This window comes from Streptomyces sp. LaPpAH-108, from assembly GCF_000373625.1.
Lineage (GTDB): Bacteria > Actinomycetota > Actinomycetes > Streptomycetales > Streptomycetaceae > Streptomyces.
The window spans coordinates 704374-730231 of sequence record NZ_KB891994.1 but is presented as its reverse complement, the minus strand read 5'-3'; the positions used below and the strand labels follow the sequence as shown (position 1 = coordinate 730231).

Genomic DNA, 25858 nt, shown 5'->3' with positions numbered 1-25858 from the left:
CGAACAGGAAGGTGAAGCGGGGTGCACGATCACAGAACGTATGCAACCCATTGGCAGAGTATGCGTCAAGTGACCGGGGCCCGTGGCGATCACACCCTCAAGGATCGGGCAACGGCGGCGTGTCCGCAACGGGGCGGGGCGGTGACGTGTCCGTCACCGCCCCGCCCGTGAAACGCAAGTGACGCCAGGTCAGGCGGGGACGCCCGCGTCCCCCGCGTTGAGGTCGTCGACCGTCTCCTTGGCGAGCACGGTGCCCGTGCCGCGCTTGCTGCGCCGCAGCCGGCGCTCCAGCCAGGAGGCGAAGGAGGTGAGCACGAAGTTGAGGACGATGTAGATGATCGCCACCACGACGAAGCTCTGGATGACGTTCGCGTAGTTCGCCGCGAGCGTGCTGCGCGCGCTGAGGAGTTCCGCGAACTGGAGCATGACGCCACCGAGCGCGGTGTCCTTCACGATGACCACGAGCTGGCTCACGATGGCCGGGAGCATCACGGTGACGGCCTGCGGCAGCAGGATGCCCGCCATGGTCTGGCCCTTGCGCAGCCCGATGGCGTACGCCGCCTCCGTCTGGCCCTTCGGCAGGGCGAGGATGCCGGCCCGGACGACCTCGGCGAGCACCGAGGCGTTGTAGAGCACCAGGCCGGTGACGACGGCGTACAGCGGGCGCTCGTCGCTCGCGATGTCGGTGGAGCGGACGTACAGCTCGTTGGCGAACAGCATCAGGAGCAGTACCGGGATCGCCCGGAAGAACTCCACGATCACACCGGCGGGTACGCGCACCCAGCGGTGGTCCGACATGCGGGCTATGCCGAGCACCGCGCCCAGGGGCAGCGCGATGACCATGGACAGCGCCGCCGCTTCGAGGGTGCTGCCCAGCCCCGGCAGCAGATAGGTCGTCCACGCCTGGGAGGTGGTGAAGGGCTCCCACAGGCTCCACTTCAGCTGGCCCTTGTCGTCCATCTTGGCCACGACCCACCAGGCCAGCAGCCCGAGGAATACGAAGAACAGGACGGAGAGGACCACATTGCGCACCTTGGCGCGCGGGCCGGGCGTGTCGAAGAGGACGGAACTCATCGCTTCACCGCCAGTCGCTTGCCGAGCCAGCCGAGGAACAGGCCGGTGGGCAGGGTCAGTACCACGAAACCGAGGGCGAAGACGGCACCGATGGCCAGCGTCTGCGCCTCGTTCTCGATCATCGTCTTCATGAGGGTGGCGGCCTCGGCGACGCCGATGGCTGCCGCGACCGTGGTGTTCTTGGTGAGGGCGATCAGCACGTTGGCCAGCGGGCCGATCACCGACCGGAACGCCTGCGGGAGCACGATGATCCGCAGGGTCTGGGTGAAGCTCAGCCCGATGGCGCGGGCCGCCTCGGCCTGGCCGACCGGGACGGTGTTGATGCCCGAGCGGATCGCCTCGCAGACGAACGCCGCGGTGTAGGCGGTCAGACCGAGCACGGCCAGCCGGAAGCCCTGGATCTTGAAGTCCTCGGTGCCCATGGTGACGCCGAAGATGTCGGCGAGGCCGAGCGAGGTGAAGAGGATGATGATCGTCAGCGGGATGTTCCGGACGATGTTGACGTAGGCGGTGCCGAAGCCGCGCATGAGGGGGACAGGGCTGACCCGCATGGCGGCCAGCAGGATGCCCCAGACGAGGGAGCCGACGCCGGAGAAGACGGTGAGCTGCACCGTCGTCCAGAACGCCCCCAGGACGTCGTAGCCTTCAAGAAAGTCGAACACGTTCTCCCGCGCTTCCGGGTGTGTGGCGTAGGGGTGGGCCGGCCCGCGCCGCCGTCCGGGAAGCGGTGGACGGTGGCGCGGGCCGTGGGACCGTGCGGGGCCTGTCCGGTCCTCGCGTCCGCGGCGACGGGCCTACTTGACGATCTGGCCGATCTTCGGGGCGGGCTCGTTCTTGTAGTCGGCCGGGCCGAAGTTCTTCTCCACGGCCTTGTCCCAGGACTTGTCGGAGACCATCTGCTCCAGGGCCTTGTTGATCTTGTCGACGGTCGCGGAGTCGCCCTTCTTGACGCCGATGCCGTAGTTCTCGTTGCTGAGCTTGAGCCCGGCGAGCTTGAACTGGCCCTTGTACTTGTCCTGCGCGGCGTAGCCCGCGAGGATCGAGTCGTCCGTGGTCAGCGCGTCCACGGAGCCGCTCTGCAGACCGGCGAGGCACTCGGAGTAGCCGGGCAGGTTGCGCAGGTTGGCCTTCGGCGCGATCGACTTCTGGACGTTCTGCGCCGAGGTCGAACCGGTCACGGAACACAGCTTCTTGCCGTTGAGGTCCGTGCCCTTGGTGACCTTCGAGTCCTTCTTCACCAGGAGGTCCTGGTGGGCCAGCAGGTACGGACCGGCGAAGTCCACCTTCTGCTTGCGCTCGTCCGTGATGGAGTAGCTGGCCACGATGAACTTGACGTCACCGCGCTGGAGCGCGTTCTCGCGGTCGGCGCTCTTGGTCTCCACCCACTCGATCTGGCCCGGCTTGTAGCCGAGCTGCTTGGCGACGTACGTGGCCACGTCCACGTCGAAACCGGAGAAGGAGCCGTCGGGCTGCTTCAGACCGAGACCGGGCTGGTCGTACTTGATGCCGATCTTGATCTTGTCGCCGCCGCTGCCCGAGGAACCGGCGTCGTCCTTCTTGTCGCCGCCGCACGCGGTGGCGGTCACGGCGAGAGCGAGCACGACGGCCGAGGCGGCGGTGACCTTGCGGAGCTTCATGGTGGACATCCTTTGCGTGATGCGGGAGAGGGGAGAACGAGGTCCTTGCGGGCGCGAGCGGCCCGGCGGGCGGCTCAAGTGCCGTGAGCCGCCCGGGCGATCAGTGGTGCGTCCGGTCGGTTCAGTGGTGCAGGATCTTCGACAGGAAGTCCTTGGCCCGGTCGCTGCGCGGATTGCTGAAGAACTGCTCGGGTGCCGCCTGCTCGACGATGCGGCCGTCGGCCATGAAGACCACGCGGTTCGCGGCCGAGCGCGCGAAGCCCATCTCGTGGGTGACCACGATCATGGTCATGCCCTCGCGGGCCAGCTGCTGCATGACCTCCAGGACCTCGTTGATCATCTCGGGGTCCAGGGCCGAGGTCGGCTCGTCGAAGAGCATCACCTTCGGGTCCATTGCCAGGGCGCGCGCGATGGCGACCCGCTGCTGCTGACCACCGGACAGCTGCGCGGGGTACTTGTCGGCCTGGGTGCCCACGCCGACCCGGTCGAGCAGGGCGCGGGCCTTCTCCTCGGCCTGCTTGCGGTCCGCCTTGCGGACCTTCATCTGGCCCAGCATCACGTTCTCGAGCACGGTCTTGTGCGCGAAGAGGTTGAAGGACTGGAACACCATCCCGACGTCCGCCCGCAGCCGGGCCAGCGCCCTGCCCTCCTGGGGCAGCGGCTTGCCGTCGATCGTGATCGTGCCGGAGTCGGTCGTCTCCAGGCGGTTGATGGTGCGGCACAGCGTCGACTTGCCGGACCCGGAGGGTCCGATGACCACGACTACCTCGCCGCGGGCGATCGTCAGGTCGATGTCCTGGAGCACGTGCAACGCGCCGAAGTGCTTGTTGACGCTCTTCAGGACGACCAGTTCGTCAGTGGCGGCCGCGTCCTCCTTGGCCACCGATACTTCGGTCATCGCTCTCGGGCTCCGTCCCACTCGGTTTCCGGAGGACCTTAGTGAGCCACGGCGACCAGCGTCATCACATCTGAGGTGAATCTGAGCATCACGATCCGATAGCAATCGGATACGTGTCGTAGCACTTGCCCTCAGTGTGAATATCGGCCGGATAACGGAAGCAGTGGGCGACCCGATCGCTCTTGACGCCGTCCTTGTCCATCGGCATCACTGCCATGGTGCACGCGTGCGTGCACCGCGTGACAACCGTGCGCGAACCATGGCCGTACACACACCGAACCGGAGGGGGCCGGATGAGACTGCTGCTCGTCGAGGACGACGACCACGTCGCCGCAGCCCTGTCCGCCGTCCTCACCCGGCACGGCTTCCACATCACCCACGCGCGCAGCGGCGAGGAGGCTCTTCGGTCACTCGTCCCCGACAGCGAGTGCTTCGGCGTGGTCCTGCTCGACCTGGGCCTGCCCGACCAGGACGGATACGAGGTCTGCGGCAAGATCCGCAAGCTCACCGCCACCCCGGTCATCATGGTCACCGCCCGCTCCGACGTGCGCTCCCGCATCCACGGGCTCAACCTCGGCGCCGACGACTACGTGGTGAAGCCCTACGACACCGGCGAACTGCTCGCCCGCATCCACGCCGTCAGCCGCCGCACCGTCCAGGAGGACCCCGCGACCGGCGCCGAGAGCACCGCCCTGCTCCTTGGTCCGGTCCGCATCGAACTGCCCACCCGGCAGGTCAGCGTCGGCGGCGCGGCCGTCCAGCTCACCCGCAAGGAGTTCGACCTGCTCGCCCTGCTCGCGCAGCGCCCCGGCGTGGTGTTCCGGCGGGAGCAGATCATCAGCGAGGTCTGGCGCACCAGTTGGGAGGGCACCGGCCGCACGCTGGAGGTCCATGTGGCCTCCCTGCGCTCCAAGCTCCGGCTGCCCGCGCTGATCGAGACCGTGCGGGGCGTCGGCTACCGGCTCGTCGCCCCGGCCGGATAGCGGGCAGGGGTGCGCACCCGCCTGCTGCCGCTGCTCATCGTCCTGATGGCGGCCGTCCTGCTCTCCCTCGGCGTGCCGCTCGCCGTCAGCCTGGCCGCGGCCGAGCAGCAGAAGGTGGTCGTCGACCGCATCGACGACACCGCGCGCTTCGCCGCGCTCGCCCAGTTCGTCACCGACGCGCCCAAGGGCAACCGCCCCGCGGTGCCCGACGAGCGCCTGGAGACGCTTCAGCGCGAACTGGACAGCTACTACGACGTCTACGACATCCGGGCCGGTGTCTTCTACCGCAGTCGTACGGCCATGGGCAGCGCCCCGGCCCACTGGCGGATACCGCGAGCGGGCGAGCTGGGCGCCGCCTTCGACGAGGCGCTGCTCAGCAGGCGCAGCCACGACCCCGGTCAGGTCTGGCCATGGCAGCACAGCCGCCTGGTCGTGGCCTCACCGGTCATCCGGGACGGTGACGTCGTGGCCGTCGTGGTCACCGACTCGCCCACCGACCAGATGCGGGCGCGCACCGTGCGCGGCTGGCTGCTCATCGGGGCCGGGGAGGCCGCCGCGATGCTCCTCGCCGTCGGGGCCGCGCTGCGCCTGACCGGCTGGGTGCTCAGACCTGTCCGCGTCCTGGACGCCACCACCCACGACATCGCCACCGGGCGCCTGAAGTCCCGCGTCGCCGCCGCCGGAGGGCCGCCTGAACTACGGCGTCTGGCGCGCTCGTTCAACGAGATGGCGGACAACGTCGAGGACGTCCTGGAACAGCAGCGCGCCTTCGTCGCCGACGCCTCCCACCAACTGCGCAACCCGCTCGCGGCCCTGCTGCTGCGCATCGAACTCCTCGCCCTCGAACTCCCCGAGGACAACGAGGAGATCGCCTCCGTGCGCACCGAGGGCAAACGGCTCGCCCAGGTCCTCGACGACCTGCTCGACCTGGCGCTCGCCGAGCACGCCGAGGCCGACCTCCGGCTGACCGACATCGGCGCCCTGGCCGACGAACGGGTCGCGGCCTGGACCCCGACCGCCCGCGCCAAGGGCGTACGGCTGACCGGCGAGTGCCCGCCCACCACCGCCTGGACCGACCCGATCGCCCTGTCCAGCGCGCTGGACGCGGTGATCGACAACGCCGTGAAGTTCACCCCCGAGGACGGCGAGGTGCGGGTCACCGTCTCCTCCGGCGGCGACTTCTCGACCGTCGTCGTCACCGACACCGGGCCCGGCCTCACCGAGGACGAACTGGCGCGCGTGGGCGACCGCTTCTGGCGCAGCGGCCGGCACCAGAACGTCAAGGGCTCCGGCCTCGGCCTCTCCATCAGCCGCGCCCTGCTGGCGGCGGCGGGGGGCGGCATCGGCTACGGGCACCACGAGCCGGGGGGCCTGCGGGTGACGGTCACGGTGGCGCGGAACCCTTGAGCGGGCGCGGCGCTGCCGGAGTCCGGCGGAGGGCTCGACCCCGGGCCCGTCAGGGTTTGACGGACCGGTAGTAGCGCCGGGCCCCCTCGTGCAGGGCCAGCGGGTCGGTGTAGATGGCGGTGCGCAGATCGACCAGTTGGGCGGAGTGCACGCGCTCCCCGATGCGGTCCCGGCTCTTGATCACCGTGCGGGTGACCCACTCGGTGAGCCGGGGGTCCATGTCCTTGCGGGTCACCAGCAGGTTGGACACCGCGATCGTGGCCACCGTGGCACCCCGCTGCACCGAGGGGTACGCCGACTCCGGCATGTTGGTCGTCCGGTAGTAGCGCGCCTCCTCCCCCTCGCTGTGCAGCTTGCCGACCAGCTTGCCGTCGATGGGTATGAACCGGAACGCCCACTTCTTGGCGAGCCCCGACAGCCCCTTCGTCGGCAGACCGCCCGACCAGAAGAAGGCGTCCACCGTGCCGTCGCGCAGCAGGTCCGGCCCGTTGTCTATCCCGACGGACATCGGGGTGATGTCCTTGTGCGGGTCGATCCCGGCGGAGCGCAGCACCCGCTCGGCTATCAGCTGGACCCCGGAGTCCTCGAGGCCGGTGGCCACCCGCTTGTGCCGCAGGTCCGCCACACTGGTGATCTTGGAATCGCGGGCCACGACGAGCTGCACGTAGTCGTCGTAGAGCCGGGCCACTCCGCGCAGCCGGTCCGCCTTGGCGGGGTTCTCCAGCTCGTACGACTGCACCGCGTCGGCCGCCGCGATGGTGAAGTCCGCCTCGCCGTCCGCCACCCGGCGGACGTTCACCTGCGAACCGGCGCTGCTCGTCAGCTCCACCTTCAGCCCGGGCATGTCCTTGGCCAGCGCGCTGCGCAGATGCTCCCCGTACTCCTCGTACACCCCCCGCGAGGTGCCCGTGCTGAAGACGATCTTGCCGGTGGGCGGTTCGTCGCCGAGGGGCAGCAGCCACCACGCCAGGAGCCCGAGGACCACGACCCCGACGGCCGTGCCCCACAGGACGGGCCGCCGGCCGGGCACGGGGAACGTTGTGGACATGCGGGCGATCCTGCCAGCCCGGACGGTGGCCCCGCCAGAGCCCTGGGCGCACCTGTGGACAACCCCACGGGACCGGCCCGCAGAGCCTGTGGACAACGTCGGGGGCTGTCGGTGGCGGCGGCTAGAGTCGCCCGCATGAGCACTTCTCCCGCCCGCCTCGTCCGTGAGTTCCACCGCGCCTTCGGCCTCGACGCCCGCGAGACCCCCACCGAGGTCTCCCCGCAGCTGGCCGCGCACCGCGGGGAACTGCTCGCGGAAGAGGCCGCCGAGGTCGCGGAGGTCGCGGTCGAGGGCCCCCTGGACCACCTCGCGCAGGAACTGGCGGACGTGGTCTACGTGGCGTACGGCACGGCACTGGTCCACGGCATCGACCTCGACGAGGTGATCGCCGAGATCCACCGCGCCAACATGAGCAAGCTCGGCCCCGACGGCCAGGTCCTGCGCCGCGAGGACGGCAAGGTCCTCAAGGGCGACCACTACCGGGCGCCGGACGTCGCGGCGGTGCTGCGCGGCCAGGGCTGGATAGCCGAGGACGCCTGACGGCCACCGTTCTCACCCCGTGAGCCGAGGCGGATGTGGGGGGATGTGTGGCTGTCTGTATCGATCTTGTAACCGAGTTTCGCGAGACAGGCGCGGACCCGGGCTCCGCCGACGACAATGTCGGCGTGTCTCTCTCACATGACCTCGAACTCGATGACGGCACACCCGTCCGATTCGTGCTCGCACCCGCGGGCGGTGAGGTTCCCGCCGCACCCGACGACGACCTCCCCGAGGGCATGGGAAGGGCCGTGCCCGTGGCGGCCGGGGGGAGAGTGGTGGCCGACTTCGCGGCCGGAGCCCTTCGCGGTGCCCTCCGCCCGCTCGGGCCGCTGCTCGAAGAGGTCCACGCCGCGGCCACCGCCGTGCAGACGCCGCCGACCGAGCTGAGCGTGACCTTCGGCGTCCAGGTCGGCCAGGACCTCAAACTCGGGATCGTCGGAGGCACGGCCCAGGCACACCTCACCATCACCGCGAACTGGAAGCCGGCTCCCCAGCCCGACGTGGCACCGACCGTGGAGTGACGCGTGGGATGGTTCGGAACCGCGGGGGACGGTACCGGCGACGCCTCCCTCCACGTCGTGTCCATCCGGCGGCCGGTGGACGCCAAAGCCATGGGCGCGGGATTCGTCCTCGGCGGCGACACGGTGCTGACCTGCGCCCATGTCGTCAACGCCGCGCTGGGCCGCCCCATGCTCACCTCACGCGCGCCCGGACCGGACGAGATCATGGTCGAGGTGCACGACGACGACCGGCCCTCGCAGCGCTATGGGGCACGCGTGGCCCACTGGATCGCGCCCCGCGCCCACGACGGCGGCCCGGTACGGCCGGGTGACGACGAATGGCTCGGTGATCTGGCCGTACTGCGCGTGGACGGACCGGCAGGCGGTCTGCCCGCAGGACCCCGCCGGACGGCCATGCGGGTCGGCCAGGACGTGGAAGCCTGTCACGGCTCCGGCGTCGAGGCCACGTTCGCGCTTCTCACCGTCCGCCGCCTCAACGGCTCCCGCGCCTATCTGGACGGGGCGCCCACCGGCATGGCGGTCGGCCCCGGCTACAGCGGCAGCCCGCTGTGGTGCGAGGAGGAGAAGGCCGTGGTCGGCCTGGTGGTCGCCCACTTCATGCCGCCCGTGGATCCTGGCACCGGCGCCCCTCGCCCGTCGAGCACCCAGGACCTCGCACGACGCAGCTGGGCCGCGCCCTGGCAGCGCGTGGAGGCCGAACTGCGCCCGCTCGGCGTGCTGGACGGCCTGGCAGCCGAACCGCCGGACGAGGACGATCACGCCTTCCTGCTGCTGGTGCAGGCCATCGAGGACATCTTTCCCTCCGCGAGCAGCCGGGTGGAGAGCGCCAAGCGGCTGGCACGGTCCTGCGGCGTGACGCACGGCAGCGACGTCACCCCGCCCACACCCGAGGAGTTCGCGTCCTTCCTGCTGACCCATCCGCGGGCCCTGGCCGCCCTGGTGGGCAACCTGCGGCGCGGCGCCCCCCGGGACGCCGACCGCGTCCTGGCGGCGGGCGCCCTGTCCCGGACACCCCTCCTGCTGTCCCCGCAGGAGTACGCCACGCTCCGTAAGCATCTGCGGGACGTGGAGGCGGACGTACTGGCCCGGATACCCGAGGCGGTCCGCGCCGCCCTCCCGCACCTGGCCGCACTGCCGGGCGCGGACACCGCGGAGGCGCTTCTCAACCACCTGGAGGCACTGCCGGGCGACGGCCACGCGGGCGACGGTGAGCCCCGGGTTCCCGCCCTGCTGAGGGTGATGGAGTACGTCAGCGCGCTGAGCGCGAATCCGGTCCGGCCACACCTGCGGTTCTGGGCCGACAGCGTGGCACAGCGCCTGGGCATCCCGCGGGCCGCCCTCGGTGAGCGCCGCTCCGACGCCCAGGACTGGGTGCGGTCCCTGCGGGCCCGGACCGCGCGCGTGCGGGTCCTGGTCCAGGTGACGCGCGTCGGCCGGGCGCGGCACCAGCTGAGGATCTGGTGCGACGAGGGCGCCGGGCTGCGGCAGATCTCGACGGACAGCGTCACCTCGCACTCGGCGTCGGAGGCAGCGCGCGAAGTGCTCCGCGTGCTCGACTCCCTCGCGCCCCCGGCCGACGACGAACGACCGCCCCTGGTCGAGGTACTGGTGGACCGGAGCGGCCTCAACCTGCCGGTGGACGAATGGACGGCACGCGACCCGGAAGCGCTCGTGCCCGGTGTCCTCGGCGTCGAGTTCCCGCTGGTGGTGCACTGCCCGGAACTGCTGCGCAGACACGGGCGGTTCCTGGCCCACTGGCGCAGCCGGTGGAGCCGGCTCGACTCGGGCAAGACCCTCGTGGTCTCCGACTCCATGGACCGCGAGGCGATCTACTCCCGGCTGGTCAACCAACTCGACACCGTACGCGTCTGTGTGGACGTGCCCCCGGGACCGCGGGACGGCATCGTGCAGACCTGCCTCGCCCTCGGCGTGCCGGTGGTGGTGTGGGACCGCGGTCGCGACGGCACCTCCCACACCGTCCGGTACACAGCCGAGATCGCCACGCCCGAACTGCCCGACGGGGTACGGGACTACCGCGCCCACGCCAAGGCCAACCCGCCCGACTTCCCCGGCCGCCCGGTCCTCGCCTGGGCGGACGCCGACCGCACCGTGCCCCGCCTGCACCTGACCGAACCCCAGGAGAGCGCATGACATCCGCTGCCGACGCCGACTGGCGTCTGTTCCGCGGCGACGGCGTCCCCCGCCCCATCACCTTGCCCCCGGCTCCGCCGTGGCGCCGCTTCACACCGGCGCGGTCCGTCCGCCCCGAACTGCCCTATGTGATCGAGCCCCAGCACGCCGATGTCGTCAACGCGGCGCTGCACCTGCGGCGCCCGCTGCTCGTCACCGGCCCGGCCGGGACGGGAAAGTCCTCCCTGGCCCGCGCCGTAGCCCATGAACTGAGCCTGGGCGAACTGCTGCGCTGGCCCGTCAACAGCCGCTCGACGGTGAAGGACGCTTTGTATCAGTACGATGCGATCGGCCGGCTGCGCGAGACGACCCTCAGCCGCGATCGCGGTGAGCGCGAACCGTCCATCGGCACATTCGTCCGGCTCGGCCCGCTCGGCACCGCGCTGGTCCCGTCGGACACCCCGCGCTGTCTGCTGATCGACGAGATGGACAAGGGCGACGTCGATCTGCCGAACGACCTGCTCACGGTCTTCGAGGAGGGGTTCTTCGACATCCCCGAACTCTCCCGGCTGCCCGAGGACTCGGCCAACGTGGAGGTGCAGACGTACGACCATCGCGGCGCCGTCCGTGTCCATCAAGGTCTCGTGCAGTGCGCCGAGTTCCCGGTCGTCGTCATCACGAGCAACGGCGAGCGCGACTTTCCGCCCGCCTTCCTGCGCCGGTGTCTCAGGCTCGATCTGCCGCTGCCCGACGAGCAGCGGCTGCGCACCATCGTCGCCGCGCATCTCGGCGAGGAGGCGATGGGGGAGGCCGACGACATCATCGAGGTGTTCCTGCGCCGCCGCGCCCTGGGCGAACTGGCCACGGACCAGCTGCTCAACGCCGTGTTCCTGCGTACGGGAGGCGTCGCGCTCGACGCGGAAGGGCTGCTGGACGCCGTGCTGCACCAGCTCACCGGGGCGATGTGACCATGCCGGGCGGTGGGGAGCGGCTCTCCGAGGTGCTGCGGACCCTCGCGGGCTGCGGTCTGGACCTGGACGCCGATCAGATACTCGACGTGCTGTGGCTGGCCCGCCGCCTCCCTTCGGATGCCGACGCCCCGCTGCTCCGGCAGACGTCCACTCAGCCGAGCACGAGTCAGAGCCCGCCGCCCGACGGCCAAGAGCCACAGGAGCGCCCCACCCCGTCCCAGCCCGCTCCCCAGCACGACGATCCGGAACTGCCGGACCTCACCAGCCCCAGCCTCTACTCGTCGGCCCGCCGGGCACCGGTCCCCGAGCCCCGTGCGGCCGACCCGGACCGGGAACCGCGCCGGGCGCTGCCCGTGCGGGTGCCCGAGGACAAGGCTCTCGTCGGCGAACTGGAACTCGGCCGCGCCCTGCGCCCGTTGCGCCGCCGCCACGACAGCAGGCACCGCACCGAGATCGACGAGGACCGCACCGCCTCGGCGCTCGCCGAGACCCACCTGCCCGACGTGGTGGAACGGCCCGTACGAGAACGCTGGCTGGACCTGACCCTGCTCGTCGACGACGGCTTGTCCATGCTGCTGTGGCATCGGCTCGGCACCGAACTGCGCGCGCTGCTGGAGCGTCTTGGCGCGTTCGCCGTCACGCGGGTGCTCGGCCTCGACACGCGCAGTCCGCAGCGGCCTCGGCTGCACGCCAGGCCGTTCAGCCCCGGCAGCACCGAACTGCCGCTGAGCACCGTCAACGATCCGTCCGGGCGCACCCTGTTGCTGGTCGTCAGCGACGGCATGGGCCCCGCCTGGCGGTCAGGGGCGATGCACCGGCTGCTCGCCGAGCGGGCCGCCCGGGGCCCGGTGGCCGTCCTGCACACCCTGCCGCGCGACATGTGGGAGGCGTCCGGGATCTCCGCCACGCCCTGGCAGGCCACCACCCGGCGCATCGGCGGAGCCAACACCTCCTGGCGGATCACCGACCCCGTGCTGCCCGCCGAACTCGGCAGCTTCGACGACATCCCGGTGCCCGTCCTCCAGCCCACGGCCCAGTCGCTGCGGGTGTGGGCCCGGCTGCTCGCCTCGCCCGGGATCACCGTGGAACTGCCGCTGCTGGTGCGCCCGGACAACTACGCCACCGTCGCCGCCGCACGGGACCTCAGCAGCGTCCAGCACTTCCGGGACGCGGCCACCCCCGAGGCGTACCGCTTGGCCGCCCACCTCGCGGCCGTGGCCCCGCTCTCCGTACCCGTGATGCGGCTGGTGCAGCGGGGAGTGCCCTGGACGGCCACGACCTCGCACCTCGCCGAGGTGTTTCTCGGCGGCCTCCTGCGACCCCACCCCGCCCCCGTCCCGGGCCCCCTCCCGGCCAAGCACAGGGTCTTCGACTTCTCGGACGACTCCAAGACGGTTCTCCTGGACGCCGTACCGCAGGCGGAACTCCTGCGCACCGGCGGCCGTATCGCCCGCCGCCTGGAAGAACTCGCCGGGAACTCGCCGGACTTCCCGGCATGGCTGCTCCACCCGGACGGCTCCGACGTGCTGTCCGCCGCGCAACTGCCGTTCAGCAGCATCGAGCGCCGACTGCTCACCCGGTTCGGCGTGTCCTTCGGCGACACCCGCCGCGCCACGGGTCCGGCCCGGCAGGACGCCATGGACACCGACGACTGGGATCCGCTCGTCGACGAGGACCCGCGCAGAGTCGGGGGCTACGAGCTGCGCGGGCGCAGGCGCGGGCGCCGCACGGTCGTCTACCGGGGCGTGGACGCCGACGGCAGGGAAGCCGTCGTGCGTCTGCCGCGCCCCGACCTGCCCGCCGTCAACGCCGGACTGATCGCGGTGGAGGCGGAGGTCCTGGCCCGCCTCCAGGGCCAGTACGCCCCCCTGCTGCTCGACGCGGGGCTCGACGAGTCGCCGCCCTGGCTCGCCATGACACCGATCTCGGACACGGGGGCGCCCGACGCACAGCCGACCCGGCTCCTGGAGATCTTCACCCGGGCCCTGACCGACAGCACCGCCCCCTTCGACCTGCTGCAGGGCCTGCTGGTCTCCTGCTACCTCGCCAACGCGGTCGCGCTGTGCCATGTCAACGGGATCGTGCCCGCGTTCCTGGACGCCGACAGCGTGTACGTCCTGCGCCGCACCGTGGTCCTGGGCGACCTCTCGGACTGTGCCGTCGACGGCACCTACCTGGGCTCCGGCGTGGCTCCCACCCGTGAGGACAACGTGCGGGCCCTCGGCGAGCTGCTTCAGGTCATCAGCAGCAAGGCGGGCTGGGAGATGCCGGGGCTGCCCGAGGGCATGCACCTGTGGCAGGGCGACACCTGGGAACAGCTGCGGAAGCTCGTGCTGCGCTGCGGCGACCCGGAGCCCGAGCGGCGGCCGAGTGCGAGCGAGGTCGCCGAAATACTCGCCCGGTACGTGTCGCGCACCCGCCTCCAACTGGGCGGTGCACGGTCGTCGGCGGTCCAGGAGACCCGGCCCCGCTCCGTGCCGCTCACGCAACCGCCGCCCGAGATCACCGGCGCGACACCTCCCGAGCTGCGGCTCCCGCGCTTCGGTGCCGCCCGCCGGGAGGCCGAGCGGCGACTGGAACGACTGCGGGTTCCCCTGTCGCACAGCCGACGCCTGACCCTGGTGGGCGCCCATCACTACAGCGGTCGGGCCACGACCACCATGGTGCTCGGATCGGTCCTCGCGGCGGTGCGCGGCGAACCGGTCCTGGCCCTCGACGGCTCCGCCTCCGAAGGCGCGCTGGACGCCTTCCTCACCGACCGCAACCCCGCCGTCGTACGCGACCTGGCGGCGCTCCCTGACCCCTCCTCGTACGAGACGATCCGCGACCGCACCACCCGCCTGCCGTCCGGCCTGGAGGTCGCCGCGCACCGCGCGGGTCACTTCACGCCCAACCCGTCCCACCAGCAGGAGTACGCCCAGGTACTGGTCCGGACCGCGCCCTACTACTCCTTCGTCCTCACCGACTGGGCACCGCTGCACCTGGACGGTACGGCCGAGGCGGTGCTCGATCACACCGACCGGCTGATCCTGTGCTGCGGGACCGGCGAGCTGTCCCTGGACGCGGCCGTGCGCACCCTCGCCCGTCTCAGGGGGAACGGCCGGGAACAGCTGGCACGACGGGCGCTGGTCGTGGCCACGGACATGGACGTCGGCTCCGGCCGCGAACTGCCCGAGGGATTCACCCGGCGGCTCCAGGTCCCCGCCGGACACGTGGTCCAGGTGGGCTTCGACGCGGCACTGCAGTCCCCGGGCTGGACACTGGACCGACTGCGGCCGGCCACCACGGCCACGTTCCTCCGGCTGGCCGAGCTGGCGCTGCGGGACGACGGAGACCGGACCCCGCGGTGACCGGACAGGAGGGCCGCATCGGCGGTCCGCCGGACCCCCTACCCTTGATGCATGACCAGCAGCAGCGACCGGAGCCCGGCAGTGGACGTTCTCTCAGCCAAGACGTACGAAATCCGCACCTACGGGTGTCAGATGAACGTCCACGACTCCGAGCGGTTGTCCGGGCTGCTGGAGGACGCCGGGTACGTACGGGCGCCGGAGGATGCCGACGGGGACGCCGACGTCGTCGTCTTCAACACCTGCGCGGTCCGTGAGAACGCCGACAACCGGCTCTACGGCAACCTCGGACGGCTCGCGCCGCGGAAGGCGTCGCGGCCCGGGATGCAGATCGCGGTCGGCGGCTGCCTCGCGCAGAAGGACCGCGACACCATCGTGAAGCGGGCGCCGTGGGTCGACGTCGTCTTCGGCACGCACAACATCGGCAAGCTCCCCGTGCTGCTGGAGCGCGCCCGCGTCCAGGAGGAGGCGCAGGTCGAGATCGCCGAGTCGCTGGAGGCGTTCCCCTCCACGCTGCCGACCCGGCGCGAGAGCGCGTACGCGGCCTGGGTGTCGATCTCCGTCGGCTGCAACAACACCTGCACCTTCTGCATCGTCCCGGCGCTGCGCGGCAAGGAGAAGGACCGCAGGACCGGCGACATCCTCGCCGAGATCGAGGCGCTGGTCGGCGAGGGCGTCTCCGAGATCACCCTGCTCGGCCAGAACGTCAACGCCTACGGCTCCGACATCGGCGACCGCGAGGCGTTCAGCAAGCTGCTGCGGGCCTGCGGCAAGGTCGAGGGCCTGGAGCGCGTCCGCTTCACCTCCCCCCACCCCCGCGACTTCACCGACGACGTGATCGCCGCCATGGCCGAGACGCCGAACGTGATGCCGCAGCTGCACATGCCGCTCCAGTCCGGCTCGGACACGGTGCTCAAGGCCATGCGCCGTTCCTACCGCCAGGAGCGCTACCTCGGGATCATCGAGAAGGTCCGCGCGGCCATCCCGCACGCCGCCATCACGACCGACATCATCGTGGGCTTCCCCGGCGAGACCGAGGAGGACTTCGAGGAGACGCTGCACGTCGTGCGCGAGGCCCGCTTCACGCAGGCGTTCACCTTCCAGTACTCCAAGCGGCCCGGCACCCCCGCCGCGACCATGGAGAACCAGATCCCCAAGGAGGTCGTGCAGGCGCGCTACGAGCGTCTTGTCGCCCTCCAGGAGGAGATCTCCTGGGAGGAGAACAAGAAGCAGGTCGGCCGCACCCTGGAGCTGATGGTCGCGGAGGGCGAGGGCCGCAAGGACGGCGCCACCCACCGGCTGTCCGGCCGCGCCCCCGACAACCGCCTGGTCCACTTCACCAAGCCGGACGAGGAGGTCCGCCCCGGCGACATGGTCACCGTCGAGGTCACCTACGCCGCCCCGCACCACCTCCTCGCCGAGGGCCCCGTCCTCGCCGTGCGCCGCACCCGCGCGGGCGACGCCTGGGAGAAGCGCAATGTCGCCGAGGCCGCCGCCAAGCAGCCCGGCGTGATGCTCGGCCTGCCCAAGATCGGCGTCCCCGAGCCGCTGCCGGTCGCGGCGAGCGGCTGCGGCTGCGACTGACAGCGCCCGATACGAGGTGGCCCCGGCTACGAGGTGCCCCGGCCCGGCGTCGTCCGGACCGGGGCCCTTGTGCGACGCGTGCGACCGACGGGTGGGGCGGGTTCACCGCCGCACGGGGATACCCTGCCGATCATGCTTGTCGCAGCCGCCGTCTGCCCCTGCCCGCCCCTGCTCGTCCCCGAGGTCGCCTCGGGCGCCGCACCCGAACTGGACGCCGCCCGCGCCGCCTGCGCGGAGGCGCTGGGCGTCCTCGCCGCGGCCCGCCCGGACCGGCTGATGATCGTCGGCCCCGACGAGCGCGGCGGCCTCTACGCGCAGGGCACCCCGGGTTCCTTCCGGGGCTTCGGCGTCGACCTGGCCGTACGGCTCGGCCCGGCGGCCGACGCCGGAGCCGACGCCCCTGAGCTGCCGTACTCGCTGGCCGTGGCCGCCTCGCTGCTGGAGCGCTGCGGCTGGGCGGAGTCCCCGGTCGAGGGCGTCGGCGTGCAGGACACGCTCACGCCCGAGCGGTGTGCCGCGCTGGGCCGCGTGATCGGCGCCGAGGACGGGCGGACGGCCCTGCTGGTGATGGGCGACGGCAGCGCCTGCCGTACCGTGAAGGCACCCGGCTATCTCGACGAGCGCGCCGCCCCCTTCGACGCGGAGGCCGCCCGGGCCCTCGCGACGGCCGACCCGGCGGCCCTCACCGCCCTGGACGCCGGGCTCGCCCGCGAGCTGAAGGCCTCCGGCCGCGCCCCCTGGCAGGTCCTCGCCGGAGCGGCCGACGGCGCGGACCTCAGCGGCACCCTGCTGTACGACGACGCCCCCTACGGCGTCGGGTACCTGGTGGCCTCCTGGAGCTAGGGCTTCTTGTCCGCCTCGGGCTTCTCGTCGTCCTGGTGGCCGAGCCGCTCCACGGCCTCCTTCGCCTTGTCCGTACCGGCGTGGATCTTGTCGCTGTACTTGCCCTTGGTCCGCTCGTCGACGAGGTGGGCGGCCTTGTCGATGCCGTCCTGGACCTTGTCGCCGTGCTCGCGGGCCAGGTCCGCCGCCTTCTCCTTAGCCGTGTCGAGACCGGCCTTCACGTTGTCGAACAGACCCATGATCCACCTTCCGAAAACACCCAATTGCGCGTGATGCGCCTGCTTGCGGGGGAACGTTTACCCGTGCGCACCGCGTGTCACACCCCGGATCCGCTCCGGTTGCCCATCTCACACACCGCCCGCAGAACATCACTCGTTGGAGACCGGGCCCCGGGGTTTGCGAAACTGGTGCGGTGAGCAGTGCATCCCGCGCCCCCCGTGTCATCGCCGTCGTCGGACCCACCGCGGCCGGAAAGTCCGATCTCGGCGTCTTCCTGGCCCAGCGGCTGGGCGGCGAGGTCATCAACGCCGACTCCATGCAGCTGTACCGGGGCATGGACATCGGCACCGCCAAGCTGACGCCGCAGGAACGCGGCGGCGTACCGCACCACCTCATGGACATCTGGGACGTCACGGTGACCGCCTCCGTCGCCGAGTACCAGAAGCTCGCCCGCGCGCGGATCGACGCCCTGCTCGCCGAGGGCCGCTGGCCGATCCTGGTCGGCGGCTCCGGCCTCTATGTGCGCGGCGCCATCGACAACCTGGAGTTCCCCGGCACCGACCCCGAGGTCAGGGCCCGCCTGGAGGAGGAGCTGACCCTGCGCGGCCCCGGCGCCCTGCACGCGCGCCTGGCCGCCGCCGACCCCGACGCCGCCCGCGCCATCCTGCCCGGCAACGGCCGCCGCATCGTCCGCGCCCTGGAGGTGATCGAGATCACCGGCAAGCCCTTCACCGCCAACCTCCCCGGCCACGACTCGATCTACGACACCGTCCAGATCGGCGTCGACGTCGCCCGCCCCGAACTCGACGAGCGCATCGCGCGCCGTGTCGACGTCATGTGGGAGGCCGGACTCGTGGACGAGGTACGCGCCCTGGAGGCCGAGGGGCTGCGCGAGGGACGTACGGCGTCCCGCGCGCTCGGCTACCAGCAACTCCTGTCGGCGCTGGCCGGGGAGTGCACCGAGGAGGAGGCGCGCGCCGAGACCGTGCGCGCCACCAAGCGCTTCGCGCGCCGCCAGGACACCTGGTTCCGCCGTGATCCCCGAGTGGAGTGGCTGAGCGGCGCGGCGGCCGACCGGGGGGAACTTCCCGAGCGGGCGCTCACGTTGGTCGAACGACCGGTCACAGCCTGATCACGTCATGGCATCGGGATGCGCCGCCGGTCAACGCGGCCTTCGGCGCCGTGCCATCATCGAGCTTCGATCGACCAGTGGAAGTCCTAGTTGGGAGGGCGCGTGGCGATGGAGGCCGGCCCTCGTGACACCGCACCAGGCACCGAGCACGTCACCACCGACGGTGACGAGCCGGACCGGGGCGAGGACCATCTGACCGACGACGGACCCGAGGACGTGGCGGGCGGCGTGACCGCCGACGGACCCGCGCCCGAGGAGATGTACGCGAGCGGTCCGGAGGTCGAGGTCGAGCTGCGGCCGCAGCGGCGGCTGCGCATCTGGCAGCTCGCGCCCATCGTGGGTCTGGCCGCGCTCGGCTCCCTGATGTTCGCCTTCCCGCTCGCCTTCGACTTCGGCGACAGCGGCGCGGTGATCGCCATGCTGGGCCTGCTGATCTGCTCCTGCGCGGCGGGCTGGGGCATGATGGCCGCCCGCCGGGTCGGCTACACCTGGCCCGGTCTGCCCGCGCGCGGCTCCGGCCGCCGCCCGGACTGGCGGGTCGTGCTCGCCTACGCGCTCGTGGTCGCGGTCGTCGCCGTCCTCGCCGTATGGCGGGTGGCCCGGCTGCGCTGAGCGCGTCTGCTGCCTTGGCGCGTCTGCGGCTGAGCGCGCCCTCACCAGCGCGGCGATGCGTTGTCCACAGGGGTCGACGGGGCGGCGACGGGTTGTCCACAGGGCAGCGGGCCCACAGCACGGCCTCGCCCGTGACGCCGTACGATCGAATCCATGAGCACGCGGATCGCCTTCCTCAAGGGCCACGGCACCGAGAACGACTTCGTGATCGTTCCGGACCCCGAGAACGCCCTCGACCTGTCCCCGGCCGCCGTCGCCGCGCTGTGCGACCGCCGCGCCGGCATCGGGGGTGACGGGGTGCTGCACGTGGTGCGGTCCGCCGCCCACCCCGAGGCCAAGGACATGGCCGGCGAGGCCGAGTGGTTCATGGACTACCGCAACAGCGACGGCTCGATCGCGGAGATGTGCGGCAACGGCGTCCGTGTGTTCGCGCGCTACCTCCAGCACGCCGGACATGTGGGCGAAGGTGACCTCGCGATCGCCACGCGCGGCGGGGTGAAGCGCGTCCACATCGACAAGGCCGCCTCCCTCGACACCCAGGGCGACATCACCGTCGGCATGGGCCGCGCGAGCCTCCCCGAGGGCGAGATCACGGTGACCGTCGGCGAGCGCAGCTGGCCCGCGCGGAACGTGAACATGGGCAACCCGCACGCCGTCGCCTTCGTGGCCGACCTGGACCACGCGGGCACCTTGTACGACGCCCCGCCCGTGAGCCCCGCCGGTGCCTACCCCGACGGTGTCAACGTCGAGTTCGTGGCCGACCGGGCCCCCCGCCACGTCGCGATGCGCGTGCACGAGCGCGGCTCCGGCGAGACCCGCTCCTGCGGCACCGGCGCCTGCGCCGTCGCCGTGGCCACCGCCCGCCGCGACGGCGCCGACCCGGCCGTGACCGGCCTCCCGGCGACGTACACCGTGGACGTGCCCGGCGGCCGTCTGGTCATCACCGAGCGGCCCGACGGAGAGATCGAGATGACGGGCCCCGCCGTGATCGTCGCCGAGGGCGAGATCGACGCCGCATGGCTGGCGAACGCACTCGGCTGACCAGGCCGGACCTCGGCCCCGGCGACTCAGGACGCCGGGGCGGGAGCGGCTGCGCGACCGGCCCGGTTCGAAATCGCGGGCGACTTCAGGCCAGGTGGCGCAAACCTCAAACCTCATTTCCATCGCTCGAATGGGTGATCCGTTTCACGCTCGGCGGGAGGCGGTCGGTCGCGCGTGATGGGCTCGGTAGCATCAAGCACCGGCACGGACGGGGGAACGTCGCCATCCCTGAGCCGCGTACGCCCTGCAGCCCCGTCCACCGGTCCACGAGCCGGAGGTGCCCATGAGTGCGGAGGCCACGAACCCTGCGACCGCCGGCCCGGTAGCGCCCACAGCGCCCACCGTGGCCCGCAGGAAGTCCCGGCCGCGGATCGACCTGCGCCGCCTCGGCCGGGCCGCGCTGCTGGGCCCCACCACCCGGGGCAGGCTCCCGGCCGCCATCGGGCACGTCGCCGAGGCCCACCGCGCCCACCACCCCGACGCCGACCTCGGCCCGCTGCGCCGCGCCTATCTGCTCGCGGAGTCCTCGCACCGGGGCCAGATGCGCAAGAGCGGCGAGCCGTACATCACGCACCCCCTCGCCGTCACCCTGATCCTGGCCCAACTCGGCGCCGAGACCACCACGTTGGTCGCCTCCCTGCTCCATGACACCGTCGAGGACACCGAGGTGACGCTGGACCAGGTGCGCGACCAGTTCGGGGAGGAGGTCCGCTACCTGGTCGACGGCGTCACCAAGCTGGAGAAGGTCGACTACGGAGCCGCCGCCGAGCCCGAGACCTTCCGCAAGATGCTCGTCGCCACCGGCAACGACGTGCGCGTGATGTCGATCAAACTCGCCGACCGGCTGCACAACATGCGCACCCTCGGGGTGATGCGCCCCGAGAAACAGGCGCGCATCGCCAAGGTCACCCGCGACGTCCTCATCCCGCTCGCCGAACGCCTCGGTGTGCAGGCCCTCAAGACCGAGCTGGAGGACCTGGTCTTCGCCATCCTCCACCCGGAGGAGTACCGGACCGTCAGAGAACTCATCGCGGAGAACGCCTCCCGCGCCGACGACCCGCTGGAAGAGATCGCCGAAGAGGTCCGCGCGGTGCTGCGCGAGGCCGACATCCCCGCCGAAGTCCTCATCCGCCCCCGGCACTTCGTCTCCCTGCACCGCGTCAGCCGCAAACGCGGCGAACTGCGCGGCACCGACTTCGGACGGCTGCTCGTCCTGGTGAACGAGGACGCCGACTGCTACGGCGTCCTCGGAGAGCTGCACACCTGTATGACCCCGGTCGTCTCGGAGTTCAAGGACTTCATCGCCGTACCCAAGTTCAACCTGTACCAGTCGCTGCACACCGCCGTCGCCCGCGCCGACGGCCAGATCGCCGAAGTCCTCATCCGCACCCACCAGATGCACCGCGCGGCCGAGGCGGGCGTGATCGCGCTCGGCAACCCCTACACGGCGCCCGAGGAACAGTCCGCGGCGGCCGACGGCGAGCGCGCCGACCCCACCCGCCCCGGCTGGCTCTCCCGCCTGCTCGACTGGCAGCGCGCCGCGCCCGACCCCGACACCTTCTGGTCCACCCTGCGCGAGGACCTGGCCCAGGACCGGGAGATCACCGTCGTCCGCCCCGACGGCGGCACCCTGGGCCTGCCCGAGGGCGCCACCTGCGTCGACGCCGCCTACGCGCAGTACGGCGACGACGCCCACGCCTGCATCGGCGCCCGCGTCAACGGCCGCCTCGCCCGGCTCAGCACCGTCCTGCACGACGGCGACACCGTGCAGCTCCTCATGGGCCAGGACCCTGCCTCCGAGCCCTCCCGCGAATGGCTGGAGCACGCCCATACCCCGGCCGCGCGCATCGCCATCCAGCGGTGGCTCGCGGCCCACCCCGTCGCCGACGACCAGTCCGAGGAGGCGCAGGCCCCGGCCGAGGGCCAGGGTCCGGTCGAGGGCTCCGGTCCGGCCCGCCCCGCCGCCGGTGCCCCCGCCGAGCGGCCACCGGCCGCCGACGTGATCGTGGACATGCCCGGGGCGGCCGTACGCCTCGCCGGGTGCTGTACGCCCGTGCCGCCCGACGCGATCGACGGCTTCGCCGTGCGCGGGGGAGTGGTGACTGTGCACCGCGCCGAGTGCGCGGTGGCGGAGCGCATGCGGGAGCGGGGGCGCACGGAGGTCGGAGTGCGCTGGGGGGACAACGCCGGATGCCGGGTCACCCTGGTCGCTGAATCGTTCGGCCGCCCGCATCTGCTGGCCGACCTCACCGAGGCGATGGCCCTGGAGGGCGCCGAGATCATCTCCGCGACCGTGGCCCCGCCCACCGAGCAGCGCGTCCACCACAGCTACACCCTCCAGCTCCCCGACGCCGCACACCTCCCGGCCCTGATGCGCGCGATGCGCGACGTGCCGGGGGTGTACGACGTGAGCCGGGCGCAGGGGCCCGCGTCCTGAGCGGGAGGCGACGGAGCCTGACCGTGGAGCGGGGGCGCAGGGGTGGGCGGCGCAGGAAGGGACCGCAGCCTGAGCGTGGGCCGCGGGCGCAACCCGATCGGGTGGGCCGGGCGCGCGCCGTCGCCACGGCGCGGTGGCGCGCTGGTAGCGGTGGGGCATGCCGTTCAACCTCCACCCGCGTCCGATCCCCGGCCCGCGTCGCGTACGCCGTTCCACGGCGGGCCTGCTCGCCTCCGCCGTCACGGTCTGCCTGGTCGCCGCCGGAGCCCCCGCCGAGCCCCTGGGCGTCGGCGACCGGCTCTACCCGGCCCTGGGCAACCCCGGCTACGACGTGGCGTCGTACGACCTCGCCTTCACCTACTCCGGCCGCAACGACAAGCCGCTGAGCGCCGTCACCACCATCCGGGCCCGGACGACCGCCACGCTCGACCGCCTCAACCTCGACTTCGCCCACGGCACCGTCGAGTCCGTGGAGGTCGACGGGCGCCCGGCCCGGTTCACCGGCGCGGGGGAGGACCTGGTCGTGACCCCGGACCACCCGCTGCCGCTCGGCAGCTGGACCCGGATCACGGTGCGGCACACCAGCGACCCGGTCGCCGCGAAGGGCCAGGAGGGCGGCTGGGTACGCACCACGGACGGCCTCGCCATGGCCAACCAGGCCGACGCCGCGCACCTGGTCTTCCCGTGCAACGACCACCCGTCCGACAAGGCGATGTTCACCTTCCGGATCACCGCCCCGAACGACTACACGGCCGTCGCCAACGGACTGCCCACCGGCACCGCCCGGGGCACCCGCACCACCACCTGGGCCTACCGCTCCGCGCACCCCATGGCCACCGAACTCGCCCAGGTGTCCATCGGCCGCTCCACCGTCGTCCACCGCAAGGGCCCGCACGGCCTGCCGGTGCGCGACGTCGTCCCCACGGCCGACCGCACGACCCTCGAACCCTGGCTCGCCAAGACGCCCGACCAGATCGCCTGGCTGGAGAGCAAGGTCGGCACCTACCCCTTCGAGACCTACGGCGTGCTCATGGCGCAGGCCAGCACCGGGTTCGAGCTGGAGACCCAGACCCTCTCGCTCTTCGAGAAGGGCATCTTCACCGAGCCCGCCTACCCGAAGTGGTACATCGAGTCGGTCATGGTGCACGAGCTGTCCCACCAGTGGTTCGGCGACAGCGTCAGCCCCCGCACCTGGTCGGACGTGTGGCTGAACGAGGGGCACGCCACCTGGTACGAGGAGCTGTACGCCGACGAGAAGGCGGACCGGCCCATGGCGGACCGGATGAAGGCCGCCTACGGCGCCTCCGACCGCTGGCGCGAGGCGGGCGGCCCGCCCGGACGCCCCAAGCCGCCCGCCCCCGGCCAGAAGATCGGCATCTTCCGCCCCAACATCTACGACGGCGCCGCGCTCGTCCTCTACGCCCTGCGCCAGGAGATCGGACGCCCGGCCTTCGAGCGTCTTGAGAAGGTCTGGGTCCAGCAGAACCGGGACTCCAGCGTCGGCACCGCCGACTTCGTCCGGCTCGCCTCCGCGATCGGTGGCCGCGACCTGACCGGTTTCTTCGACGCCTGGCTCTACGGTGCGAAGACCCCGCCGATGCCCGGCCACCCCGACTGGAAACCGGCCGCCCCGGCCCCGGCCAAGGGGGCCGGAGGCCCCAAGGGCGGGGCCTGAGCCCAGGCCGTGTCGCGCCCGTCTTCCGCCCGTCTTCCGTCCCCGCGATAACGCGGTGACGGGACATGCCGCGCCGTGCGACCATCTTCGAGCGGCGCGGCACGGTGCCCGGGGAATCTCCTGGGGTACCAGAACGTTGTCCCAGATGTCCGGCCACTTTCGTGGCCCGGACCGCATCCCATCGACGTAAGGACCCAATGACCTCCTCTTCTTCCCCTTCCCAGGACTCCCAGCGCCGCGCGCACGCCTACCCCGAAGGGCTTCGGGCCGATGCCCTGATGGAAGAGGACGTCGCCTGGAGTCACGACATCGACGGTGAGCGGGACGGCGACCAGTTCGACCGCTCCGAGCGCGCGGCCCTGCGCCGCGTCGCCGGACTCTCCACCGAGCTGGAGGACGTCACCGAGGTCGAGTACCGGCAGCTCCGTCTGGAGCGGGTCGTGCTCGTCGGTGTCTGGACCACCGGCACCGCGCAGGACGCGGACAACTCCCTCGCGGAGCTGGCCGCCCTCGCGGAGACGGCGGGCGCCATGGTGCTCGACGGCGTGATCCAGCGCCGTGACAAGCCCGACGCGGCCACCTACATCGGCTCCGGCAAGGCGCTCGAACTGCGCGATGTCGTGCTGGAGACCGGCGCCGACACCGTGATCTGCGACGGTGAGCTGAGCCCCGGCCAGCTCATCCAGCTGGAGGACGTCGTCAAGGTCAAGGTCATCGACCGTACGGCCCTGATCCTCGACATCTTCGCCCAGCACGCCAAGTCCCGTGAGGGCAAGGCACAGGTCGCGCTGGCCCAGATGCAGTACATGCTGCCGAGGCTGCGCGGCTGGGGCCAGTCGCTCTCCCGGCAGATGGGTGGCGGTCGCGGCGGCCTCGCCACGCGTGGTCCCGGTGAGACCAAGATCGAGACGGACCGGCGCCGTATCCGCGAGAAGATGGCGAAGATGCGCCGGGAGATCGCGGAGATGAAGACCGGCCGCGAGATCAAGCGCCAGGAGCGCCGACGCAACAAGGTGCCCTCCGTCGCCATCGCGGGCTACACCAACGCGGGCAAGTCCTCCCTGCTCAACCGCCTCACGGGCGCGGGCGTCCTGGTCGAGAACGCGCTGTTCGCGACCCTGGACCCGACCGTCCGCCGCGCCGAGACCCCGAGCGGCCGGCTGTACACGCTGGCCGACACCGTGGGCTTCGTCCGGCATCTGCCGCACCACCTGGTCGAGGCGTTCCGCTCCACCATGGAGGAGGTCGGCGACTCCGACCTGATCCTGCACGTGGTGGACGGCTCGCACCCCGCCCCGGAGGAGCAGCTGGCCGCCGTGCGCGAGGTGATCCGGGACGTCGGTGCCACCGACGTGCCCGAGATCGTCGTCATCAACAAGGCGGACGCGGCCGACCCGCTGGTCCTCCAGCGGCTGATGCGGGTCGAGAAGCGGTCCATCGCGATCTCGGCGCGCACCGGCCAGGGCATCGAGGAACTGCTCACGCTGATCGACGACGAGCTGCCCCGCCCCTCGGTCGAGATCGAGGCGATCGTCCCGTACACGCACGGCAAGCTCGTCGCCCGCGCCCACACCGAGGGCGAGGTGATCTCCGAGGAGCACACCGCGGAGGGCACCCTGCTCAAGGTCCGGGTGCACGCGGAACTGGCCGCCGAACTGGCGCCGTACACGCCCGCGGCCACGGTCTGACCCACACGCGGCGCAGCCCGCCGCACGCATGACGAGGCCCCGCCGACCCTCTCCTCACGGAAGGGACGGCG

General features: G+C 71.9%; 21 protein-coding genes. 15 read left to right on the top strand and 6 right to left on the bottom strand.

Going from position 1 to position 25858, the window contains the following annotated elements:
- Positions 1-189 precede the first annotated feature (189 nt).
- The 4 genes from B079_RS0118835 to B079_RS0118820 form a co-directional block, all read right to left on the bottom strand.
- A complete protein-coding gene (locus B079_RS0118835) occupies positions 190-1074 on the bottom strand; it encodes an amino acid ABC transporter permease (RefSeq protein WP_018547400.1) in 885 nt (294 codons plus the stop codon).
- Entirely contained in the window at positions 1071-1736 is a 666-nt protein-coding gene (locus B079_RS0118830) for an amino acid ABC transporter permease (RefSeq protein ID WP_018547399.1), read from the bottom strand. Before B079_RS0118830 ends, B079_RS0118835 begins: the two co-directional genes overlap by 4 nt.
- A 132-nt stretch (positions 1737-1868) precedes the next feature.
- Positions 1869-2711: a glutamate ABC transporter substrate-binding protein gene (locus B079_RS0118825; RefSeq protein ID WP_026248845.1), complete on the bottom strand. Its 843-nt coding sequence runs from the start codon at positions 2709-2711 to the stop codon at positions 1869-1871.
- A gap of 121 nt (positions 2712-2832) precedes the next feature.
- The gene (locus tag B079_RS0118820; RefSeq protein WP_018547397.1) at positions 2833-3609 is read right to left on the bottom strand and encodes an amino acid ABC transporter ATP-binding protein; all 777 of its coding nucleotides are present in this window, start codon (positions 3607-3609) and stop codon (positions 2833-2835) included.
- A gap of 293 nt (positions 3610-3902) precedes the next feature.
- Between B079_RS0118820 and B079_RS0118815 the strand changes: the two genes are divergently transcribed.
- The gene (locus tag B079_RS0118815) at positions 3903-4592 is read left to right on the top strand and encodes a response regulator transcription factor (protein ID WP_018547396.1); all 690 of its coding nucleotides are present in this window, start codon (positions 3903-3905) and stop codon (positions 4590-4592) included.
- 9 nt (positions 4593-4601) lie between these two features.
- Complete coding sequence (locus B079_RS0118810; RefSeq protein WP_018547395.1) at positions 4602-5999, top strand: sensor histidine kinase; 1398 nt, start codon at positions 4602-4604, stop codon at positions 5997-5999.
- 49 nt (positions 6000-6048) lie between these two features.
- On the opposite strand, the gene B079_RS0118805 is transcribed toward B079_RS0118810, so the two are convergent.
- Positions 6049-7047 carry a TAXI family TRAP transporter solute-binding subunit gene (locus B079_RS0118805; RefSeq protein WP_018547394.1) on the bottom strand — a complete coding sequence of 333 codons (999 nt, stop codon included), beginning with the start codon at positions 7045-7047 and terminating at the stop codon, positions 6049-6051.
- Positions 7048-7182: 135 nt separating this feature from the next.
- On the opposite strand from B079_RS0118805, the gene B079_RS0118800 reads away from it, so the two are divergent.
- The 7 genes from B079_RS0118800 (at position 7183) to B079_RS0118770 (ending at position 16983) form a co-directional block, all read left to right on the top strand.
- Positions 7183-7587 (top strand): MazG nucleotide pyrophosphohydrolase domain-containing protein, encoded by a 405-nt coding sequence (locus tag B079_RS0118800; protein WP_018547393.1) that lies wholly within the window; start codon positions 7183-7185, stop codon positions 7585-7587.
- Positions 7588-7712: 125 nt separating this feature from the next.
- Positions 7713-8108, top strand: coding sequence for a CU044_2847 family protein (locus B079_RS0118795; protein WP_026248844.1), 396 nt, complete (start codon positions 7713-7715; stop codon positions 8106-8108).
- A 3-nt stretch (positions 8109-8111) separates the two neighbouring features.
- Entirely contained in the window at positions 8112-10259 is a 2148-nt protein-coding gene (locus tag B079_RS0118790; protein ID WP_018547391.1) for a trypsin-like peptidase domain-containing protein, read from the top strand.
- Positions 10256-11206 (top strand): AAA family ATPase, encoded by a 951-nt coding sequence (locus tag B079_RS0118785; RefSeq protein WP_018547390.1) that lies wholly within the window; start codon positions 10256-10258, stop codon positions 11204-11206. The genes B079_RS0118790 and B079_RS0118785 overlap by 4 nt, the downstream gene beginning before the upstream one ends.
- A gap of 2 nt (positions 11207-11208) precedes the next feature.
- On the top strand, positions 11209-14559 hold the full coding sequence (locus tag B079_RS32325; protein WP_051095183.1) for an SAV_2336 N-terminal domain-related protein: 3351 nt from the start codon (positions 11209-11211) through the stop codon (positions 14557-14559).
- A gap of 51 nt (positions 14560-14610) precedes the next feature.
- Entirely contained in the window at positions 14611-16140 is a 1530-nt protein-coding gene (gene miaB, locus B079_RS0118775; RefSeq protein ID WP_086022382.1) for a tRNA (N6-isopentenyl adenosine(37)-C2)-methylthiotransferase MiaB, read from the top strand.
- Positions 16141-16272: 132 nt separating this feature from the next.
- Entirely contained in the window at positions 16273-16983 is a 711-nt protein-coding gene (locus tag B079_RS0118770) for a class III extradiol dioxygenase subunit B-like domain-containing protein (RefSeq protein ID WP_018547388.1), read from the top strand.
- Here the strand turns inward: B079_RS0118770 and B079_RS0118765 are convergent.
- Positions 16980-17222, bottom strand: a complete 243-nt coding sequence (locus B079_RS0118765; protein WP_018547387.1) for an antitoxin — start codon at positions 17220-17222, stop codon at positions 16980-16982. The genes B079_RS0118770 and B079_RS0118765 overlap by 4 nt on opposite strands.
- A 173-nt stretch (positions 17223-17395) precedes the next feature.
- Here B079_RS0118765 and miaA point away from each other — a divergent pair, with 173 nt between their 5' ends.
- The 6 genes from miaA (at position 17396) to hflX (ending at position 25787) form a co-directional block, all read left to right on the top strand.
- The gene (gene miaA / locus B079_RS0118760; RefSeq protein ID WP_018547386.1) at positions 17396-18334 is read left to right on the top strand and encodes a tRNA (adenosine(37)-N6)-dimethylallyltransferase MiaA; all 939 of its coding nucleotides are present in this window, start codon (positions 17396-17398) and stop codon (positions 18332-18334) included.
- Between the two features lie 108 nt (positions 18335-18442).
- Positions 18443-18946 (top strand): hypothetical protein, encoded by a 504-nt coding sequence (locus B079_RS0118755; protein ID WP_018547385.1) that lies wholly within the window; start codon positions 18443-18445, stop codon positions 18944-18946.
- A gap of 153 nt (positions 18947-19099) precedes the next feature.
- Complete coding sequence (dapF, locus tag B079_RS0118750; RefSeq protein ID WP_018547384.1) at positions 19100-19987, top strand: diaminopimelate epimerase; 888 nt, start codon at positions 19100-19102, stop codon at positions 19985-19987.
- 283 nt (positions 19988-20270) lie between these two features.
- On the top strand, positions 20271-22424 hold the full coding sequence (locus B079_RS0118745; RefSeq protein WP_018547383.1) for a RelA/SpoT family protein: 2154 nt from the start codon (positions 20271-20273) through the stop codon (positions 22422-22424).
- 157 nt (positions 22425-22581) lie between these two features.
- Positions 22582-24099, top strand: a complete 1518-nt coding sequence (locus B079_RS0118740) for a M1 family metallopeptidase (RefSeq protein ID WP_018547382.1) — start codon at positions 22582-22584, stop codon at positions 24097-24099.
- A 197-nt stretch (positions 24100-24296) separates the two neighbouring features.
- Complete coding sequence (hflX, locus tag B079_RS0118735) at positions 24297-25787, top strand: GTPase HflX (protein WP_026248843.1); 1491 nt, start codon at positions 24297-24299, stop codon at positions 25785-25787.
- Positions 25788-25858: the final 71 nt, after the last annotated feature.